Below are 15758 nucleotides of genomic sequence, written 5' to 3' on the forward strand. Positions count from 1 at the left end.
CGCGACGACGGCACCAGCTTCACCGTCGGCGTCGAGCGGCTGCACCTGGAGCAGGACGCGGGCAAGTCGCTGCACGATCAGGACCCTGACGCGACCTACGTGGACCTGAACCGCGCCGGCACCGCGCTGATGGAGATCGTCTCCAAGCCCGACATGCGCTCGTCCGACGAAGCCGCAGCCTATGTGAAGAAGGTGCGCACGATCCTGGTCTATCTCGGCGCCTGCGACGGCGACATGGAGAAGGGCAACCTGCGCGCCGATGTGAACGTCTCCGTACGCCGTCCGGGCGAGGGCCTGGGCACGCGCTGCGAGATCAAGAACGTCAATTCGTACCGCTACATCCAGCAGGCGATCGAGTACGAGGCGCGCCGCCAAATCGAGATCCTCGAAGACGGCGGCAAGATCGTGCAGGAGACGCGCCTGTTCGATCCCACGAAGGTCGAAACGCGTTCGATGCGCTCGAAGGAAGAAGCACACGACTACCGCTACTTCCCCGATCCCGATCTGCTGCCGCTGGTGCTGGATCCCGCCTGGGTGAAGTCGATACAGGACAGCCTGCCGGAACTTCCGGACCCCAAGAAGGCGCGCTTGCAGTCGCAATACGGACTGTCCGCCTACGACGCCGGCGTGCTGGTGGGCGATGCGGCCAAGGCCGACTTCTTCGAGGCCGCGGCGGCGGGGCGCGACGCCAAGCTGACCTCCAACTGGGTGACCAACGAGCTGACGGCGCAGTTGTCGGCCGCCAACCTGGAGATCGCGGACAGCCCGCTGAAACCCGAAGCCATCGCCGAGCTGGTGCGGCTGATCGAGGAAGACGTGATCTCCTCCAAGATCGCCAAGGAAGTCTTCGAGCACATGTGGGCAGGAGAGGGCGCGGCCAGCGCCATCGTCGAGGCCCGCGGCCTGCGCCAGGTCAGCGACACCGGCGAGCTGGAAGCGATGATCGACCGGCTGATCGCCGCCAACCCCGGCCAGGCCGAGGCCGTGAAGGCCAAGCCCCAAGCGATCGGCTGGTTCGTGGGTCAACTGATGAAGGAGACCGGCGGCAAGGCCAATCCGGCCACCATCAATCAGATGCTCCGCGCCAAGCTCGGCGGCGACTGACGGCCTCTACCGGTCGCCTATGATGTCGAAGATCAGCCCGCTGGCGATGGCCGCCAGCAGGTAGTCGTCGTCGACCCGATACCAGGCGTAGCCGCGCGGTGGCGCGCGCAGATGGTAGCGACCGTAGTCGTTCAGCATGTAGCCCCGGTACGACGGCGGCAGGTAGGCGCCGCGCCGCCAGGCGTTGTAGCCCGGCCGGTAGTAGGGGCTCGTGTAGTAGGTTTGCGGCGGCGGGCCGTAGTGCCAAGTGTTGTTGAAATAATACCCGTTATGACGGCCACGATCCCAGCCTCGGTCGCTGCGCCGATCGTCCCTGTCCCAGCGGCCGTCGTTACGACCGTCGCCCCGATCCCAGCGCCTGTTTCCCCTGTCAGAACGTCGATCATCGCGGCGGTCGTCGCGCCTGTCCCAACGGTCGTCGCCGCGCTCGTAGCGCGGCTGGGCGCTCGCGTCGCCCGCGGACAGGGCGAGCGGGCCAGCGACCACCGCGGCCAGCGTCAGGCTCATGATCAGGCGTTTCATTGTCGAGTCTCCTGGCGTCCGGCCGCTCGGCGGTCGGACAGTCATCCCTCAGGCGATCACCTTGGGGAAATCGGCCTGAACCGCGCCTGAACGGCGCCAGCGGTTGTCAGTCGCGCCCGCAGGGTCCAATGCGGAGCCTCTCACCGGATCAGGACCCCCGCCATGCCGCAACCGATCGACCTGCATTATTGGCCCACCCCGAACGGCCACAAGATCACCATCGCGCTCGAAGAGATGGGCCTGGCCTATGAGATCAAACCGGTGAACATCGGCCGAGGCGATCAGTTCAAGCCGGAGTTCCTGGCGATCAGCCCGAACAACCGCATGCCGGCGATCGTCGACCCCGACGGCCCGGGGAGCCAGCCGATCTCGGTGTTCGAGTCCGGCGCGATCCTCCAGTACCTGGGCCGCAAGACGGGCAAGCTGTATCCGGCGGACGAGCGCGCGCGGGTCGCCGTCGATGAATGGCTGTTCTGGCAGATGGGCGGCCTGGGGCCGATGCTGGGCCAGGCGCACCACTTCCGCGGCTATGCGCCGACCATGACCTCGGACCAGCGCCACATCGGCTACGGCGCCATTCGCTACACCAACGAGGCGCACCGTCTGTACGGCGTGCTGAACCGGCGGCTGGAGGGGCGAGACTATCTGGCCGGCGACTATTCGATCGCCGACATCGCGTCCTGGCCGTGGACCTCGACCTGGGCGATGCAGGGAATCAATCTCGAGGAATTCCCCAACGTGCAGGCCTGGCGCGCCCGGATCGAGACCCGTGACGCGGTGAAGCGCGCGCTGGCCAAGGGCGAAGCCCTGCGGCGTGATAACGCAAGCCTTGCCGCCAGCGGGGCGCAGGCCGAAGAGGCCCGGCGCATGCTGTTCAACCAGCGGGCGCGTTAACTCCGGGGAGATACAGATTTCGCTGCAGTAAAAGGCGCCGAGGGCTCGACTGTGGCCAATAGATCACGGGCCGTGTCGAGTTAACTATATGTTCAGCCGCGATCGACTCTCCTGGCTTCCAGGATGACCAAAAGCGATCTCCAGAACGGAGGCGCAGCGGTCTTGGGAAGGGTTGAAGATCATGCTCATGAGCATGGAAGTTGGAGCCGTCGAGGGCCTGCCGCTGCCGAAGGCGGACGCCAGCGGGGACGAGCTGTTCCGCCTGGCGATGCTGTATTCCACGGGTCAGGGCGGCGCGCCGCTCGACTATGTGTCGGCCCACATGCTGTTCAATCTGGCCGCCATGCGCGGCTCGGTGGAAGCCAAGGTGTACCGCAAGGAGCTCAGCCAGGAGATGGCGTCCGAAGACGTCGCCGAGGCCCAGCGCGCCGCGCGCGAATGGCTGGCCAACGGCTGAGGGCGGCGCCCGCGCTCCCAACGCTTCCTTCTCCCGCAAGGGGAGAAGGATACGAGCAGTCGCCCAATCTCGAAAATTAGCGTGGCGCCCGCGCCTTAACGAGGCTGGTCGCCTAGGGCGTAGCTGAAGCCGATCGGCGACAGGTCGCGGAAGTACTGCTGCACGACGATGCCGAGCGCCGCGACGCCGCTGCGCGGCACGTAGACGATGTCGAAGCGGCGCAGCGGCACCAGGTCCGCGGACGACGAGCGCAGGCCGCGCAACAGATTGGCCCGACGCATCATCCCCACGCCGTCCGGCCCACGTCGGATGATGATCACCCGGCTGCGGTCTGCGGTGGGCTTGAAGTCGCCGGCCTGGACGACCGCGCGTAAAGCGTCTGCGTCGCCGGCCATGTCGTAGATCCCCGGATTGCCGACCTCTCCACCCACGAACACCTTCAGCGGGGCGGCCTTGGCGGTGACGTAGACGTCGGGACGCAGCAGCACCGTCGAGAAGGATTCGGCCAATGCCGCCTGCACCTCGGCGATCGTCCGGTCGGCGGCCATAACTGGCGGCGTCAAGCCGGGGGCCACGCGACCGTCCGGCTGCACGGTCAGGGTCTTGTTCAGTTCCGGGGCTGAGGGCAGGGCGATCTCCAGCTCGTCGCCCGGATAGAACCGGTAGGGCGGCTCGTAGTCGCTCCAATCTGCGTAGGGGATATCAGCGAAGTCGGCGCGCGCCGTTGGGGCGGTGGCCTTGTCGCCTGCGCCGGCGCAACCGGCGAGCGCCAGGGCGGCCAGGAGCACCATTCGACGGGCGGGGCGGTGATCTGTGCTCATGAGCCAATGGTTAAAGAGAATGGGTAACGGATCGTTAAGGGCGTCCGGCCACGGTCATTCGGTGAACTGGATTGGTCGGAATCACCATGGCGGCGCCTGCAGCTTGGAACCTCAAAGGCCCGGACGCCACGTCTGGATCGGAATGGGCGTCGCGGCCGCGCTATGTGGTCAGCGACATACCGACGCTGCTGTGGCGCGAACGCGGGCTGATGCTGGTTGTGTTCGCCGTGATCTTCGCCCTCGGCCTGATGGCGGCGTTCAGCATGAAGACCCGCTATCCGGCCTATTCCAGCGTCCTGGTGCGCTTGGGCCAGGAGTACGTTTACGAACCCCGCGCCGGCGACGCCGGTCGTGGCGCGGTGCCTGACTCCGACCAGGTCATCCAGTCGGAAACCGAGATCCTCAGCAGCGCACACCTGAAGCAACGGGTGATCGAGCGCCTGGGCCTGGCCTACATCGATCCCAAGCTCGCCGAGCGCTATGCCTCCGCGGGTCCCGCCGACAAGCGCGAGATCAGCGGCATAGCGCTGCGCGAACTGCAAAGCGGCTTCAAGGTCGAGACCGCGCCCGACACCCCGATCATCCGCGTCAGCTTCACCCACCAGAAGCCGGAGGTCGCGGCCCGGGTGCTCAACACCCTGTTGGAGGAGTACCTGATCTATCGTCGTGCCGTGCTGTCGGAGACCGACTCGCCGGCGCTGGAGCAGCAGCGCCAGAGCTTCGAGCAAAAGCTGGCCGCCGCCGATTCGGCTTACGAGCAGTTCCTCAACAACAACCGGATCGGCGATTTCGTCGCTGAGAAGACCTCGCTGTCGCAACTTCAGGCGCAGATCGAGCAGCAGAAATACCAGACCGACGCCCAGCTCCAGGATCGTCTGGGCAGGCTGGCGGCGCTCAACGGCCAGCTTGCGGCGCTGACGCCCGAGGTCGGCCTGTTCCACGACATCAACCCCGCCGCCGCTGACAAGCTGGTTCAGCTCAAGGTGCAGCGCGAGGACCTGCTGGCGCGCTACAAGCCCAACGCACGCCCGGTCCAGGAGCTGGACTACCAGATCGCCCAGCTGCAGATGGCGATCGGCGCAGGCCGCACCAGCGGCGAGAGCGCGCGCCGCGTCGGCGTCAATCCGGTCTACCAGACCGTCCAGACCGACAAGATTCAGCTCGCCGCGGAATCCGCCGCCTTGCGCCAGGCGTCGGAAGCGCTGGCGCGCCAGATCCAGCAGGTCACCGACCGGCGGATCAAGCTGGCGGGCTTGGAGCCGGCGTTCCAGGAACTCAGCCTCGACCGCGACGTGCTGCAGGCCAACGTGCGCGACTTCACCGTGCGCGAGCAGCAGAGCCGAGCGGCTCAGGAGATCCAGGCCTTCTCCAACGACAACATCCGTATCGTCGAGCGCGCCCTGCCGCCGACCAAGGGAACCAGCCTGAAGAAGCCGGTGGCGATCCTGTCGCTGCTGTTCGCCGGTTTCACCGCGCTGTGCGCCGGTCTGCTGCGCGCCTTCCTGCGGCCTGGCCTGCCGACCCCGCGATCGGCGGCGCGCACGCTCGACCTGCCGGTGCTGGGCGCAGCCTCGCTCAAACCGCGCACCGCCTGAGATGCGACGGCGCGACGCCACGGGGCGAACTGCGCTAGCCTGCAGCTCCCTGCTTTGGCGGCGATTCGACTGATGGTGGACCTCAACGCCGAGATGGCCGAGCTGTGGGCTTCGTTGGGAGCTTCCGCGCCTGGCCGAGCGCGCACTGTGCAGCTGGTTTCCGCGCGTCGCGGAGAAGGCGCCTCGACCGTCGCGCGCGAACTCGCCCGTTATGTCGCCGCTTCAGGCCGCACCGTGTGGCTGATCGACCTGGACCTGCTGGCCTCGCCGCAACACGCGATCCTGGGCGCCGATCCGTCGCGCTATGGCGTGATGGGCGAGCCGACCGCGGCCACACCCGATGGTTCGGTGTTCTTCACGGTGCAACCCGGCGGCCGCACCTCAGATGGTCGCCCGTGGCCCGACGGCGCCTATCTGAACGCGCATCGCGTTGGCCGCGCCAACCTGTGGGTCACCCGCTTTCGCCGCGACCTGCTGCGGGCTGGCCAGACCGTCCACGTGGTGCAGAGCCCGCGCTACTGGGAATCCCTGCGCCGCCACGTTGAGGTGGTGATCGTCGACGCGCCGTCGGCCGACAGATCTCAGGCCGCGATCACGCTCGCGCCGTTCATGGATCAGACCGTGCTGGTGGTGGCCGCGGACGAGGCTGACGTGCGTGCGCCCGCTCTGTTGCGCGACGCGATCGGGGGGGCGGGCGGCACAGTGGCCGGCCTGTTCTTCAACCGCATGACGCTCGGGCCGCCGCCGTTCCTGAAGGGCATCCTGCCGTGACTCAGGTCGCCTGGAGCCCGGCCGGCTCCACGCGAGGGCGCGGGTTCGATCTGGTCGGCGCTGGGATCGCCTGCGCCTGTGTGCTGATGCTGGTGATTTACAGCCAGGGCTGGGTGATGCCGCTGACCGGCGAAACCCCGCAGGCGGACAGCAACAGCCTGGTGCGCGCCCTGTTCTTCCCGGCCTATGCGATCGGCCTGGGCATGTTGGCGATGAGCCCGCGGGACACCGCGCTGGCGGCCTTGCGCCAGCCGTTCCTGCTGATTCTCCTGGCGATCGTCGGCATCTCGGTGACGTGGTCTATCGCGCCCGACCAGTCCGCGCGACGGGCTGTCGCGGTCTATCTGACGACGCTGGGCGGGGTGGCGCTGGCCGTTCGCTATCGCTGGGCGCAGATGACCGAGGTGATCGCCGCGACCTTCGCCCTGCTGGCCGTCGTGGCGCTGCTCGCCGGGCTGCTGACGCCATCCCTCGGGCGGATGTCGGAGATCTTCCCCGGCGCGTGGCGCGGCGTCTGGCCCGAGAAGAACGCGCTGGGCGGCAACATGGCTCTGGGCTTCATATCGCTGGCCGCCGCCGCCATGCTGAACCCCCGACGGGCTTGGCTCTGGTGGAGCTTTGCGGCCCTGACCCTCGCGCTGGTTCTGCTGTCGACATCGAAGACCTCGCTGGTGAGCCTGTTGCTGGGCGCAGGCGCGCTGGTGTTCGTGGCGCTGATCCGGCGCGGACCGGTGATGCGAATCGCCACGATCTGGGCCGGCGTCGTGGGCGTCGTGCTGTCTGCGGCGGTGCTGCTTTTCGCCGCCGACGTGGTGTTCAACCTGCTGGGCAAGGACGCCACCTTCACGGGCCGCACGCTGATCTGGGACGCCGCCATGCGGCAGATCGAGCAACGACCCTGGACCGGCTTCGGCTATGAGGCGGTGTGGACGCTGAAGGGCGTCTGGGGGCCGCTCGCCTGGATCGTCAAGGACGCCGGCTTCAAGCCCCAGCACGCCCACAACGCCTGGATCGAGCAGTGGCTGGGCCTCGGCGTTTTCGGCCTGGCGGCGTTCGCATTGATGTGGGTCGAGACCGCGGTGCTCGCCGCCGTGGCGATCTTCCGCGAGCGCGGCGCCTACCTGGCCGCGCCGTTCCTGCTGGTCTACGGCCTGATGTCGCTGACCGAGAGCGTGGCGGTGACCTACAACGACCTGCGCTGGGTGTTGTTCGTGGCGGTGGCGGTGAAGCTCGCCTGGCCGGACAGGCCGTTGGACGTCAACCCACGCCCAGCCGTCGCGCGGCGTCGCTGACCGTCGCGATCTCGAATCCCGCCGCCAGCGCCTCGTCAATCAACCGCGTGAGCGACTGCGGCGTGCAGCCCCACGGGGAAGGGGCGTCGCGTACGTCGTGGGTGTAGAGGATCAGCCAGGCCCGCGCGCGCAGGGCTCGCCCCATCCAGTCGCGGGCCCGCGCCTCGCCGTCGGGTCCCTCGATCCCCACCGCGGGCGCCTGGTTCAGGTCCACGCCCAGCTCGATCAGACCTGGATGCAGCGCGCGCAGCACCGAGAACCGTGACCCCAGCGCACGCTTCGGCCCCGCCGCCACGTCGCCGTAAGGATAGGCGAAGGTCGTCGGCGCTGGCAGGCCCCAGCGGGCGAACTCGGCGGTGTTGCGCGCCGCCTCGACGTCGGCCGCGTCGGCCGAGGCCTGTCCGCAATCCAAGTGTGAGAATGTGTGGCAAGCGACCTCGTGTCCGGTCTCGGCCAATTTCCGATAGTCGGCGGCTTCTGCGCATCGGCCCATGGGCACGTCCTGGCCGGCCAGGCCGCCACAGACGAAGTAGGTGCCCCTGGCGCCGCGCGCCTCCAGCAACTGGGCGCCCGTGTGGACGGCGGTGGCGGGCGCATCGTCGAAGCTGAAGCTGATCATCGGCCGCTCAGGCGCGATGGCCAGGGGGCGGCGGTGAACGAGCCGCACGACGCGGCGGCGCAGCTTCCCCTGCAAAGAGCGGTCGGGCTGGTAGGCGTCGGCATAGGCTTTCAACGGATGGTCTCCGCGTAGAGGGCGGCGCGGTAGAGGCGCATGGCGAACTCCCGCGCGCCGAGCGGCGCAGCATCGGCAAGGGCGAAGGCCTTCAGCGCCGGGCGCCACACCGTCGGCAAGGGCACGCGCCTAAGCGCCCGGGCGACCCGATAGCTCGGGTAGTCGGCGACGACCTGCGGATGACGTTCGGCGACGCGGGCGAAATTGGCGGCCGATTGCTCGTACTTGGCGGCGAGGGTGGCGGCGCTGTCCAGGCCCAGATGGGTGGCGGTGTTGTCGATGTGCAGGATCGGCCAGCGACGCACGGCGCGCATCGCCCACTCGACATCCTCCCATCCCCAGCCCGAGAACCCTTCATCGAAGGCCTCGGCGTCGAACACGTCGCGGCGGATCAGCAGATTGGAGGTGAACAGCGTCTTTTCGGGCGCCAGGCGACGGGCGTCACAGCCTAGGCAGTCGCTGTTGGCGGCCATGCGTCGGTGCAAAGCGGTCTCGCGGCGAAGCGGCGCCTGCTTCAGCGAGAAACCGCCGAAGGCGATCGGCGGGTTCTCGTCTTCCACCAGCGAACGCCAGCGGCCGAGGAAGTGGGGATCGTCCGGCGCCATGTCGCTGTCCAGGAACAGCAGCGCTTCTCCGCGGGCATGGGAAGCCAGGCGATTGCGGCCCTTGGCGCGGCCGACGTTGGCGGCCAGGCGCACGAACCTCGCGGGCGTGCGGGCCGCCGCTACGGTCTGCGTCACGCGCTGTGCCAGAACCTCGTCCTGGGAGCCGTCGTCCAGCAGCACGATCTCGACGTCGGCGGCCTCGCGGTCGAGCGCCAGGAGCAGGTCGACCGGATCGTCGCCCTTGAACGGGATCAGCACCGACAGACGCGGCTGTGCGCCGGCCCAGGTGCTGTTGTCGAAGAGGGTTTCGTCGCTGGCGCTCATGCCGCAGGCCTGGCGCGCACAGTGCGCAGAAGCTGGCCGGCGCGCGACCGCAGGCCGCCGGCGTCCAGCACATAGACCACCACGCCGTAGACCAGGGCGCCCACGCCGGCTTTCAGCGCCAGTTCGATCACACCGCCCAAGGAAGGCACCTCGTTCACCGCCAGGCCCATCAGAAGGGTGGCCAAGCCGGCCTCTGCGAGCGTCTTCCACGGGATCGGCAGGTCGACGAGGCCGCGGCCCAAAGCCAGGGTGGCGATCAGGCCCAGTCCGAAGCTGATCAGGGTGGCGAGCAAGGCGCCGGTCAGTCCCATGTGCGGGATCAGCACCAGATTGAGCGCCAGGTTGGCCACGGCCGGGATCGCCATCGCGGCCAGCAGCCGGCCGGTGCGCCGCGCCAGCGTGAACGCCTGGCTGAAATAGTAGGTGGTCATGCCGCCAAGGAAGCCGCTGGCGGCGATCCATGGCGTGACCTGGGCCGCGCCTTCGCGCAGGGCCGGGCCCACCAGCAGGTCCGACAAGGGTCCGGCGGTGAGCGCCACGCCTGCCGCGGCGGGTAGCGTCAGCAGGATCATCAGCGAGGCCTGTTCGCGCGCGGCGCTGGCCAGCGCCGGCCGGCCGCCCCGCTCCATGGCCATGATCAGCGCCGGCGCGCCGGCGCCGCCCAGCCAAATGAACAGCACGTCGAGGGTGCGGTTCGCGAGGCTGTAGCCGGCGTGGTAGACGCCGACGCTGGCCTCATCGAGGTAGGCGGCGATAACGAAGCGGTCGGTGGTCGCCAGCACCAGCGCCAGAATCAACGACAGGGCGACGGGCGTGCCGTAGGCGGCGTAGCTGCGCGCGCGTTTGGGTTCGAAACGTCCGCCTTTGGCGCGCCCCAGTTCACGCGGCAGCAGCACCATGGCGCAAAGGCCGGCGGCGGCGGCTGCGCCCAGCACGGGAGCAGCTCCACCCCAGCCTGCCAGCGCCATAGCGACGCCGATGCCGAAGGCGCCCAGGGTCTGGGCGATGTCCATGAACGCGGCGTTGCGCACCTCGCCCGCGGCCCGCTGGCGCTGCTGGATGAGGTTGGCGATCGAGCGGGGCGCAACGGCCGCGAGACCTGCTGCGGCGGCCAGCTTCAGGTCGTGCTGCATCGGCCAAAATGCGATGACCAGAGCCGCCGGCGGCAGCGCAGCGAGCAGCACCAGCCAGGTGCGATAGAGGGTCGCCATGTGTTGCGAGGCGTCGCCCCTGGCCTCCTCGCCGACCCAGAAACGGGCCATGGCGGCTTCGGTCCAGGTGAGCAGGCTGGTGTGCACCAGCACCATCACCGAGAAGCCCAAGGCGTAGTGGCCGTACTGCTCAGGCGTCAGCAGGCGGGTGAAGGTGACGATGGTGAGCAATCCCACCACCCCCTGCACCACATTGACCGGCAGATAACCGATCACGCCTCGCCAGAACATCGGGGCTCCTTGAACCTGCGACCGCCGAATATGGCGCGCCTGGGCGACCATGCGGCAAGACCTGTTGCGATCGGATAAAAGCCGCTGGGCTGTACGCTCAGCGCACCGCCTTGCGGTCGCCTAGCAGGCAAGGCAGCGTCATCGTCAGTATGTAGAGATCGAGCCACAGCGACTGGCGCTCGATGTACTCTACGTCGAGGGCGACGCGCACGCGGACGGACTCCGGCGTATCGACCGGTCCGCGCGAGCCCTTGATCGCCGCCCAGCCGGTCATGCCGGGCTTCATGCGGTGGCGGTGGGCGTATTCGGTGACCAGGCGGGCGGACTCCACATCGCCGGTCTTCATGCCGACAGCGTGGGGGCGGGGGCCGACCAGTGACATCTCGCCCTTCACCACATTGAAGAGTTGCGGCAGCTCGTCGAGGCTGGTGGCGCGCAGCACGCGGCCCAGCCGCGTCACCCGTTCGTCGCCGGGGCGCACCTGGCGTGCGGCGGTGGCGTCGGCTGCATCGGCGCGCATGGTGCGGAACTTCCACACCACGATCTCCTCGTTGTTGAAGCCGTGGCGGCGTTGGCTGAACAGCACCGGGCCGGGGCTGTCGAGGCGCACCAGTGCGGCGATCACCGCCATGACGGGAGCGGCGACCAGCAGCGCGAGGACGCCGATCACCAGGTCCTGGGCGCGCTTGACGATCGGGCGCAGGGCGTCGGCCGGTGGACCGCTGATGTAGGCCAGGGGCACATCCTCGGCGCGCGAGATCGCGGCGGCCTCGGCGGGCTGGTCCTGGCCTTCCAGCAACAGGGTGATCTCGTTGGGCAAGACGCGCAGGCGTTCGATCAATTGGGCCACGCGCGCGGTCGCTCGCGGCGGCACGGTGATCACCACACGGTCGACGTAGGGCATGATGCGATGATCGATCAGCGCCTTGGTGTCGCCCAGCACAGGGACGCCGCGGATCGCGCCGGGAGCGCGGCCCGCGCGGTCGTCGAACACGCCCAGGATGTTGACCTGGCGCCGATCCAGGGCCGCAGCGATCAGCCGCTCGGCGGCGCCGGTTGCGCCCACAACCACGATATTGGGCGCCAGTCGGCCATTGACGCGCCAGCGGCGCACGCACAGCCACCAACCCAGGTGCAGGATGGTGACCACCAGCAGCGCCAGCGGGATCCACGAGCGCGCGGCGTCGCCGATGTCGGATCGCATGGCCAGCGGCGCGCAGGCGGCGAGCGCGCCGGCCGCGCCGGCCAGGAACGCGGCGGCGACGCGTGAAAGGTGCAACCTGACGCCTTCGCTTCGCCGGAAATCATAGGCTCCGAACAGTCCGAGCGCGGCGAGCACCGCGATGGCGGACAGAAGGTGGAAAGCGGCCTGGGTCTGGCCGGGCGTCAGTGTCGAGGTCGCCAGCGACACGGAGGCCATGGCGGCCGCATCGCCTGCGCGGAATAGCCAGGCGACCGCGCGCCCCTGCAGTCGTTTGCGCGTGGAGAGCAGCCGACCGGGCCGCATCGGCCCGCGGCGTTCCTGGGCCGACGGCGAGGCGGCGGTGGCGTCTGGGAGAGGGAGCGTACGCACGGCGCGGCACATTGTCAGCTCGATCTGAGCACGCCGTTAACGAACGGCGCGGGTCGGCGGATTTCGGACTTGGTGCATCGACGAACGGTGGCGCTTTCGACGGCCGGCCTTATTCGTCGGGGTCGTCGAATCTTTCCGAGGGGATGGCGTTGAGCGTTCTGATGATCTTGGCGGCGGCCGTGCCGCAACTGGAGGCGCCGGCTCTGGCCGCCGAGCAGGGCGTCATCGCCTATCCGGCGAGCTTCTTCGCCGGCGCCGCGCCGACCACGGCGCTGGACATGGTCCAGCGGGTTCCTGGGTTCGCCTTCGACAAGGGCGTCGCGGTGCGCGGTCTGGCCGGCGCCACGGGCAACGTGCTGATCAACGGCGAACCGCCGGTCGCCAAGAACGACACCCTCGACGAAATCCTCAAGCGCATCCCGGCCTCGTCGGTGGAGCGCATCGAGCTGATCCGGGGCGGCGCGGGCGGGGTCGACATGCAGGGCCGCGCAGTGCTGGCCAATGTGGTGTTGCGCAGCGGCGCCGGCTTCAAGGGCGCCACCACCGGCTCGGTCGCCTACTTCTATGACGGTCGGGTCTTCACCAACATCCGCAGCGAAGGCAGCTGGCGCTGGCCCAGTGGGCGCTCGGCTGAATTCTCAGTCTACTATGGCTATCTGCCCGATGCGACATACGGCGACGGACAGCGGGTGCGTTATGCGCCGAACCGCTCCATCCAGATCCTCTCGGACGTCGAGGCCGACGGACGTGTCTATCGCAAATTCGCCACCGGAGCCTTCGAGACGCCGCTGGCCGGCGGCAAGCTGCGCCTGAACGGCGCCTTCCAGCCGTTCACCCAGGACCTGGACATCACCGACCGGCTGCGCGTGCCGGGCGGCGTCGAATACCAGCATGACACCAGCGTCTGGGATCAGGCCGAACTCGGCGCGCGCTACAGCCGCGGGCTGAGCGCGCGCACCTCACTGGAGGCCGTGGGGTTCCAGCAATGGAAGACCAACGCCCAGAAGTCCGACTTCCGCGGTCTGACCCAGCGTCGATTCGGTCTCGATCGGGACATCGCCGAAAGCGTCGGGCGCGCGCACATCCAGTTCCGCCAGAGCCCGACGATCTCGTGGGAGGTGGGCGGGGAGGGCGCCTTCAATACGTTGGACGTGGCGACCACGCTCGCCGTGAACGGCGCGCCGGTGGTGCTGCCGGCCGCCAACGTCACCGTCGAGGAGAAGCGCGCAGAAGCCTTCGCCACCGTGACCTGGCGGATAAACGACCACTTCAACCTCGAGGCGGGCGTGCGCCAGGAGCGTTCCGAGGTCACATCGAGCGGCGACGTCAACCTGAGCAAGACGCTGCAGTTCACAAAGCCCCGGGCGCTGATCACCTGGTCGCCGCAGGCCGGCGACCAGTTTCGTGTGCGGGTCGAACGTGAGGTCGGCCAGCTCAACTTCGACGACTTCGTCGCTTCGTCGACCGTGGCCAACACCGGGGTGGTGATCGCCGGCAACCCGGACCTGGCGCCGCAGCAGGCCTGGGTGTTCGAGGCCGCCTACGAACGGCGCTTTGGGCCCAGCGCAGCCGTGATCCTGACGGCCCGCCATTCCGAGCTGGACGACGTGGTCGACCGCATCCCGCTGTTCTTCGGCGGCGTGCCGGTGGCTGACGCGCCGGGGAACATCGGAAAGGGCAGCAAGGACGAACTGATCGCCAACATCAGTCTGCCGCTCGATCGGTTCGGCGTGTCCAACGCCCGATTCAAGGCGCAGGGCACGTGGCGCCGTTCCGAGGTCACCGATCCGCTGACAGGTCAGAAGCGCGAGATCTCCGCCGTTCGCCCCGTGGAATGGGACTTCCACTTCGTTCAGGATTTGCCGCGCTGGAAGAGCAGTTGGGGACTGGACATTGCTCCCGACGCCGGCATCCGCGAGCGCAACTTCCGTCTGAGCGAGATAGAGAACCGCAAGTTCGACACCTGGATCGACTTCTTCGCCGAGTACAAACCGAGGCCAGACCTGCTGGTGCGCCTGGAGGTGCTCAATCTCACGGAACGCAGCTTCCAGCGCGAGCGGATCGTCTACGCCGGCGCGCGCGACCGCACGCCTCTGCTCTACACCGAAGTGCGGGACCTTCGCTGGGGCAGGGTGCTGATCCTGAGGCTGCGCAAGAGCTATTGACGCAGGCTCGCCCCGGCGCGTCCAAGCTGTCACTCTGACCGCAAGGCGCGCCCGGGGGGGAATCCATGACGCAGGCGATGAGCGCGGCGGACATCGCTGCGCGGATGGACCGGCTGCCGCCGTCGAAGCACATGTGGGGCCTGGTGGTCCTGTTGTCGCTGGGCGGCTGCTTCGAGTTCTACGACCTGTTCATGACCGCCTACGTGTCCCCGGGCCTGATCGCCGACGGGGTGTTCCACGGGGCGGAAAAGGGAATGTTCGGCCTAACCGATCAGGCCGCCTTCGCCGCCGCCACCTTCGCTGGCCTGTTCATCGGCACCATCGTGTTCTCACAACTCGCCGACCGCTTCGGCCGGCGCGCGATCTTCACCTGGTCGCTGATCTGGTACAGCGCCGCGACCGTAGTCATGGCCTTCCAGACGACGGCCCTGGGCGTCGATATCTGGCGGCTGATCTCCGGGATCGGCATCGGCGTCGAACTGGTCACGATCGACACCTACATCACCGAATTCGTCGCCAAGGAGATTCGCGGGCGCGCGCTGGCGATCAACCAGTTCATCCAGTTCCTCGCGGTGCCGACGGTGGCGCTGGTCTGCTGGTGGCTGGTGCCGCTGTCGCCGTGGGGGATCGCGGGCTGGCGCTGGGTGATGCTGGCCGGCGCGGTGGCCGCCGTCGCCGTATGGGTCATCCGCGCCCGCGTGCCCGAATCGCCGAGATGGCTGGCCTCTCATGGCCGCATCGAGGAAGCCCATGCGATCCTCACCCGTATCGAGGCCAAGGTGGAGGCCGAACTCGGCCGCCCGTTGCCCGTCGCGACGGCGCAGCCCTCCGCCGAGGTCCGTGAGGGCCGATTCAGCGAGATATTCCGTCCGCCGTATCGGCGACGGACCATCATGTTGGCGGTGTTCAACTTCGCACAGACCATCGGGTTCTACGGCTTCGGCAACTGGGTGCCGTCGCTGTTGGCGGCGCAGGGCGCCAGCGTGACCAAGAGCCTGCTGTGGTCGTTCATCATCGCCATCGCCTATCCGATCGGCCCGCTGATGTTCAGCACCATCGCCGACCGGATCGAACGCAAATGGCAGATCGTGGCCGCGGCGATCGGCACCGCGACGTTCGGCCTGCTGTTCACCCAACAGACGGGGGCCGCGGCGCTGATCACGTTCGGGGTGCTGATCACGCTGAGCAACAACCTGCTGTCCTACGCCTACCATGCGTATCAGGCCGAGCTGTTTCCAACGCGGATCCGGGCGCGCGCCGTGGGCTTCGTCTATTCGTGGAGCCGGCTGTCGACGGTGCTCACCTCCTTCATGATCGCCTTTTTCCTGCGCGACTTCGGAACCATCGGAGTGTTCGTGTTCATCGCCGTGGCGATGGGTGTGGTGGTCGTCGTCATCGGCGGTTTCGGACCAAGGACCCGTCATCAGACGCTGGAACAGATCTCCGGCCACTGATCCCAT

General features: G+C 68.3%; 14 protein-coding genes. 8 read left to right on the forward strand and 6 right to left on the reverse strand.

Translation table 11 applies throughout. The annotated features are described in order from the left end of the window. Positions 1 to 1104: Asp-tRNA(Asn)/Glu-tRNA(Gln) amidotransferase subunit GatB (gene gatB, locus Q8R27_RS09435; RefSeq protein ID WP_305698780.1), on the forward strand; the 1104-nt coding region annotated here is incomplete at its 5' end. A gap of 6 nt (positions 1105 to 1110) precedes the next feature. Here gatB and Q8R27_RS09440 read toward each other — a convergent pair. Continuing rightward, positions 1111 to 1626: an RcnB family protein gene (locus tag Q8R27_RS09440; RefSeq protein ID WP_305698781.1), complete on the reverse strand. Its 516-nt coding sequence runs from the start codon at positions 1624 to 1626 to the stop codon at positions 1111 to 1113. A 162-nt stretch (positions 1627 to 1788) separates the two neighbouring features. Here Q8R27_RS09440 and Q8R27_RS09445 point away from each other — a divergent pair, with 162 nt between their 5' ends. Further along, positions 1789 to 2520 (forward strand): glutathione S-transferase N-terminal domain-containing protein, encoded by a 732-nt coding sequence (locus Q8R27_RS09445; RefSeq protein WP_305698782.1) that lies wholly within the window; start codon positions 1789 to 1791, stop codon positions 2518 to 2520. A 181-nt stretch (positions 2521 to 2701) separates the two neighbouring features. Beyond that, positions 2702 to 2977: a sel1 repeat family protein gene (locus Q8R27_RS09450; RefSeq protein ID WP_305597411.1), complete on the forward strand. Its 276-nt coding sequence runs from the start codon at positions 2702 to 2704 to the stop codon at positions 2975 to 2977. Between the two features lie 95 nt (positions 2978 to 3072). On the opposite strand, the gene Q8R27_RS09455 is transcribed toward Q8R27_RS09450, so the two are convergent. Beyond that, entirely contained in the window at positions 3073 to 3798 is a 726-nt protein-coding gene (locus tag Q8R27_RS09455; RefSeq protein ID WP_305698783.1) for a polysaccharide biosynthesis/export family protein, read from the reverse strand. Between the two features lie 86 nt (positions 3799 to 3884). Between Q8R27_RS09455 and Q8R27_RS09460 the strand changes: the two genes are divergently transcribed. The 3 genes from Q8R27_RS09460 to Q8R27_RS09470 all read left to right on the forward strand — a co-directional run bounded on the left by Q8R27_RS09460 (position 3885) and on the right by Q8R27_RS09470 (position 7456). Beyond that, the gene (locus Q8R27_RS09460; RefSeq protein ID WP_305698784.1) at positions 3885 to 5393 is read left to right on the forward strand and encodes a GumC family protein; all 1509 of its coding nucleotides are present in this window, start codon (positions 3885 to 3887) and stop codon (positions 5391 to 5393) included. Positions 5394 to 5465: 72 nt separating this feature from the next. Continuing rightward, positions 5466 to 6164 (forward strand): sugar kinase, encoded by a 699-nt coding sequence (locus Q8R27_RS09465; protein ID WP_305698785.1) that lies wholly within the window; start codon positions 5466 to 5468, stop codon positions 6162 to 6164. After that, positions 6161 to 7456 (forward strand): O-antigen ligase, encoded by a 1296-nt coding sequence (locus tag Q8R27_RS09470; protein ID WP_305698786.1) that lies wholly within the window; start codon positions 6161 to 6163, stop codon positions 7454 to 7456. Before Q8R27_RS09465 ends, Q8R27_RS09470 begins: the two co-directional genes overlap by 4 nt. Here Q8R27_RS09470 and Q8R27_RS09475 read toward each other — a convergent pair. From Q8R27_RS09475 to Q8R27_RS09490, 4 genes are all read right to left on the reverse strand, one after another. Beyond that, on the reverse strand, positions 7422 to 8189 hold the full coding sequence (locus Q8R27_RS09475; RefSeq protein WP_305698787.1) for a polysaccharide deacetylase family protein: 768 nt from the start codon (positions 8187 to 8189) through the stop codon (positions 7422 to 7424). The two genes, Q8R27_RS09470 and Q8R27_RS09475, sit on opposite strands and share 35 nt — an antisense overlap. Next, positions 8186 to 9118, reverse strand: coding sequence for a glycosyltransferase family A protein (locus Q8R27_RS09480; RefSeq protein WP_305698788.1), 933 nt, complete (start codon positions 9116 to 9118; stop codon positions 8186 to 8188). The genes Q8R27_RS09475 and Q8R27_RS09480 overlap by 4 nt, the downstream gene beginning before the upstream one ends. Next, a complete protein-coding gene (locus Q8R27_RS09485) occupies positions 9115 to 10560 on the reverse strand; it encodes a lipopolysaccharide biosynthesis protein (RefSeq protein WP_305698789.1) in 1446 nt (481 codons plus the stop codon). Before Q8R27_RS09485 ends, Q8R27_RS09480 begins: the two co-directional genes overlap by 4 nt. 97 nt (positions 10561 to 10657) lie before the next feature. After that, on the reverse strand, positions 10658 to 12133 hold the full coding sequence (locus Q8R27_RS09490; RefSeq protein WP_305698790.1) for an exopolysaccharide biosynthesis polyprenyl glycosylphosphotransferase: 1476 nt from the start codon (positions 12131 to 12133) through the stop codon (positions 10658 to 10660). A gap of 161 nt (positions 12134 to 12294) precedes the next feature. Here Q8R27_RS09490 and Q8R27_RS09495 point away from each other — a divergent pair, with 161 nt between their 5' ends. Beyond that, positions 12295 to 14298, forward strand: coding sequence for a TonB-dependent receptor (locus tag Q8R27_RS09495; protein ID WP_305698791.1), 2004 nt, complete (start codon positions 12295 to 12297; stop codon positions 14296 to 14298). Positions 14299 to 14375: 77 nt separating this feature from the next. Further along, positions 14376 to 15752, forward strand: coding sequence for an MFS transporter (locus tag Q8R27_RS09500; protein WP_305698792.1), 1377 nt, complete (start codon positions 14376 to 14378; stop codon positions 15750 to 15752). The last annotated feature ends 6 nt before the right edge of the window (positions 15753 to 15758 follow it).

Origin of the sequence: Phenylobacterium sp. (assembly GCF_030697305.1) — a bacterium.
GTDB lineage: Bacteria > Pseudomonadota > Alphaproteobacteria > Caulobacterales > Caulobacteraceae > Phenylobacterium.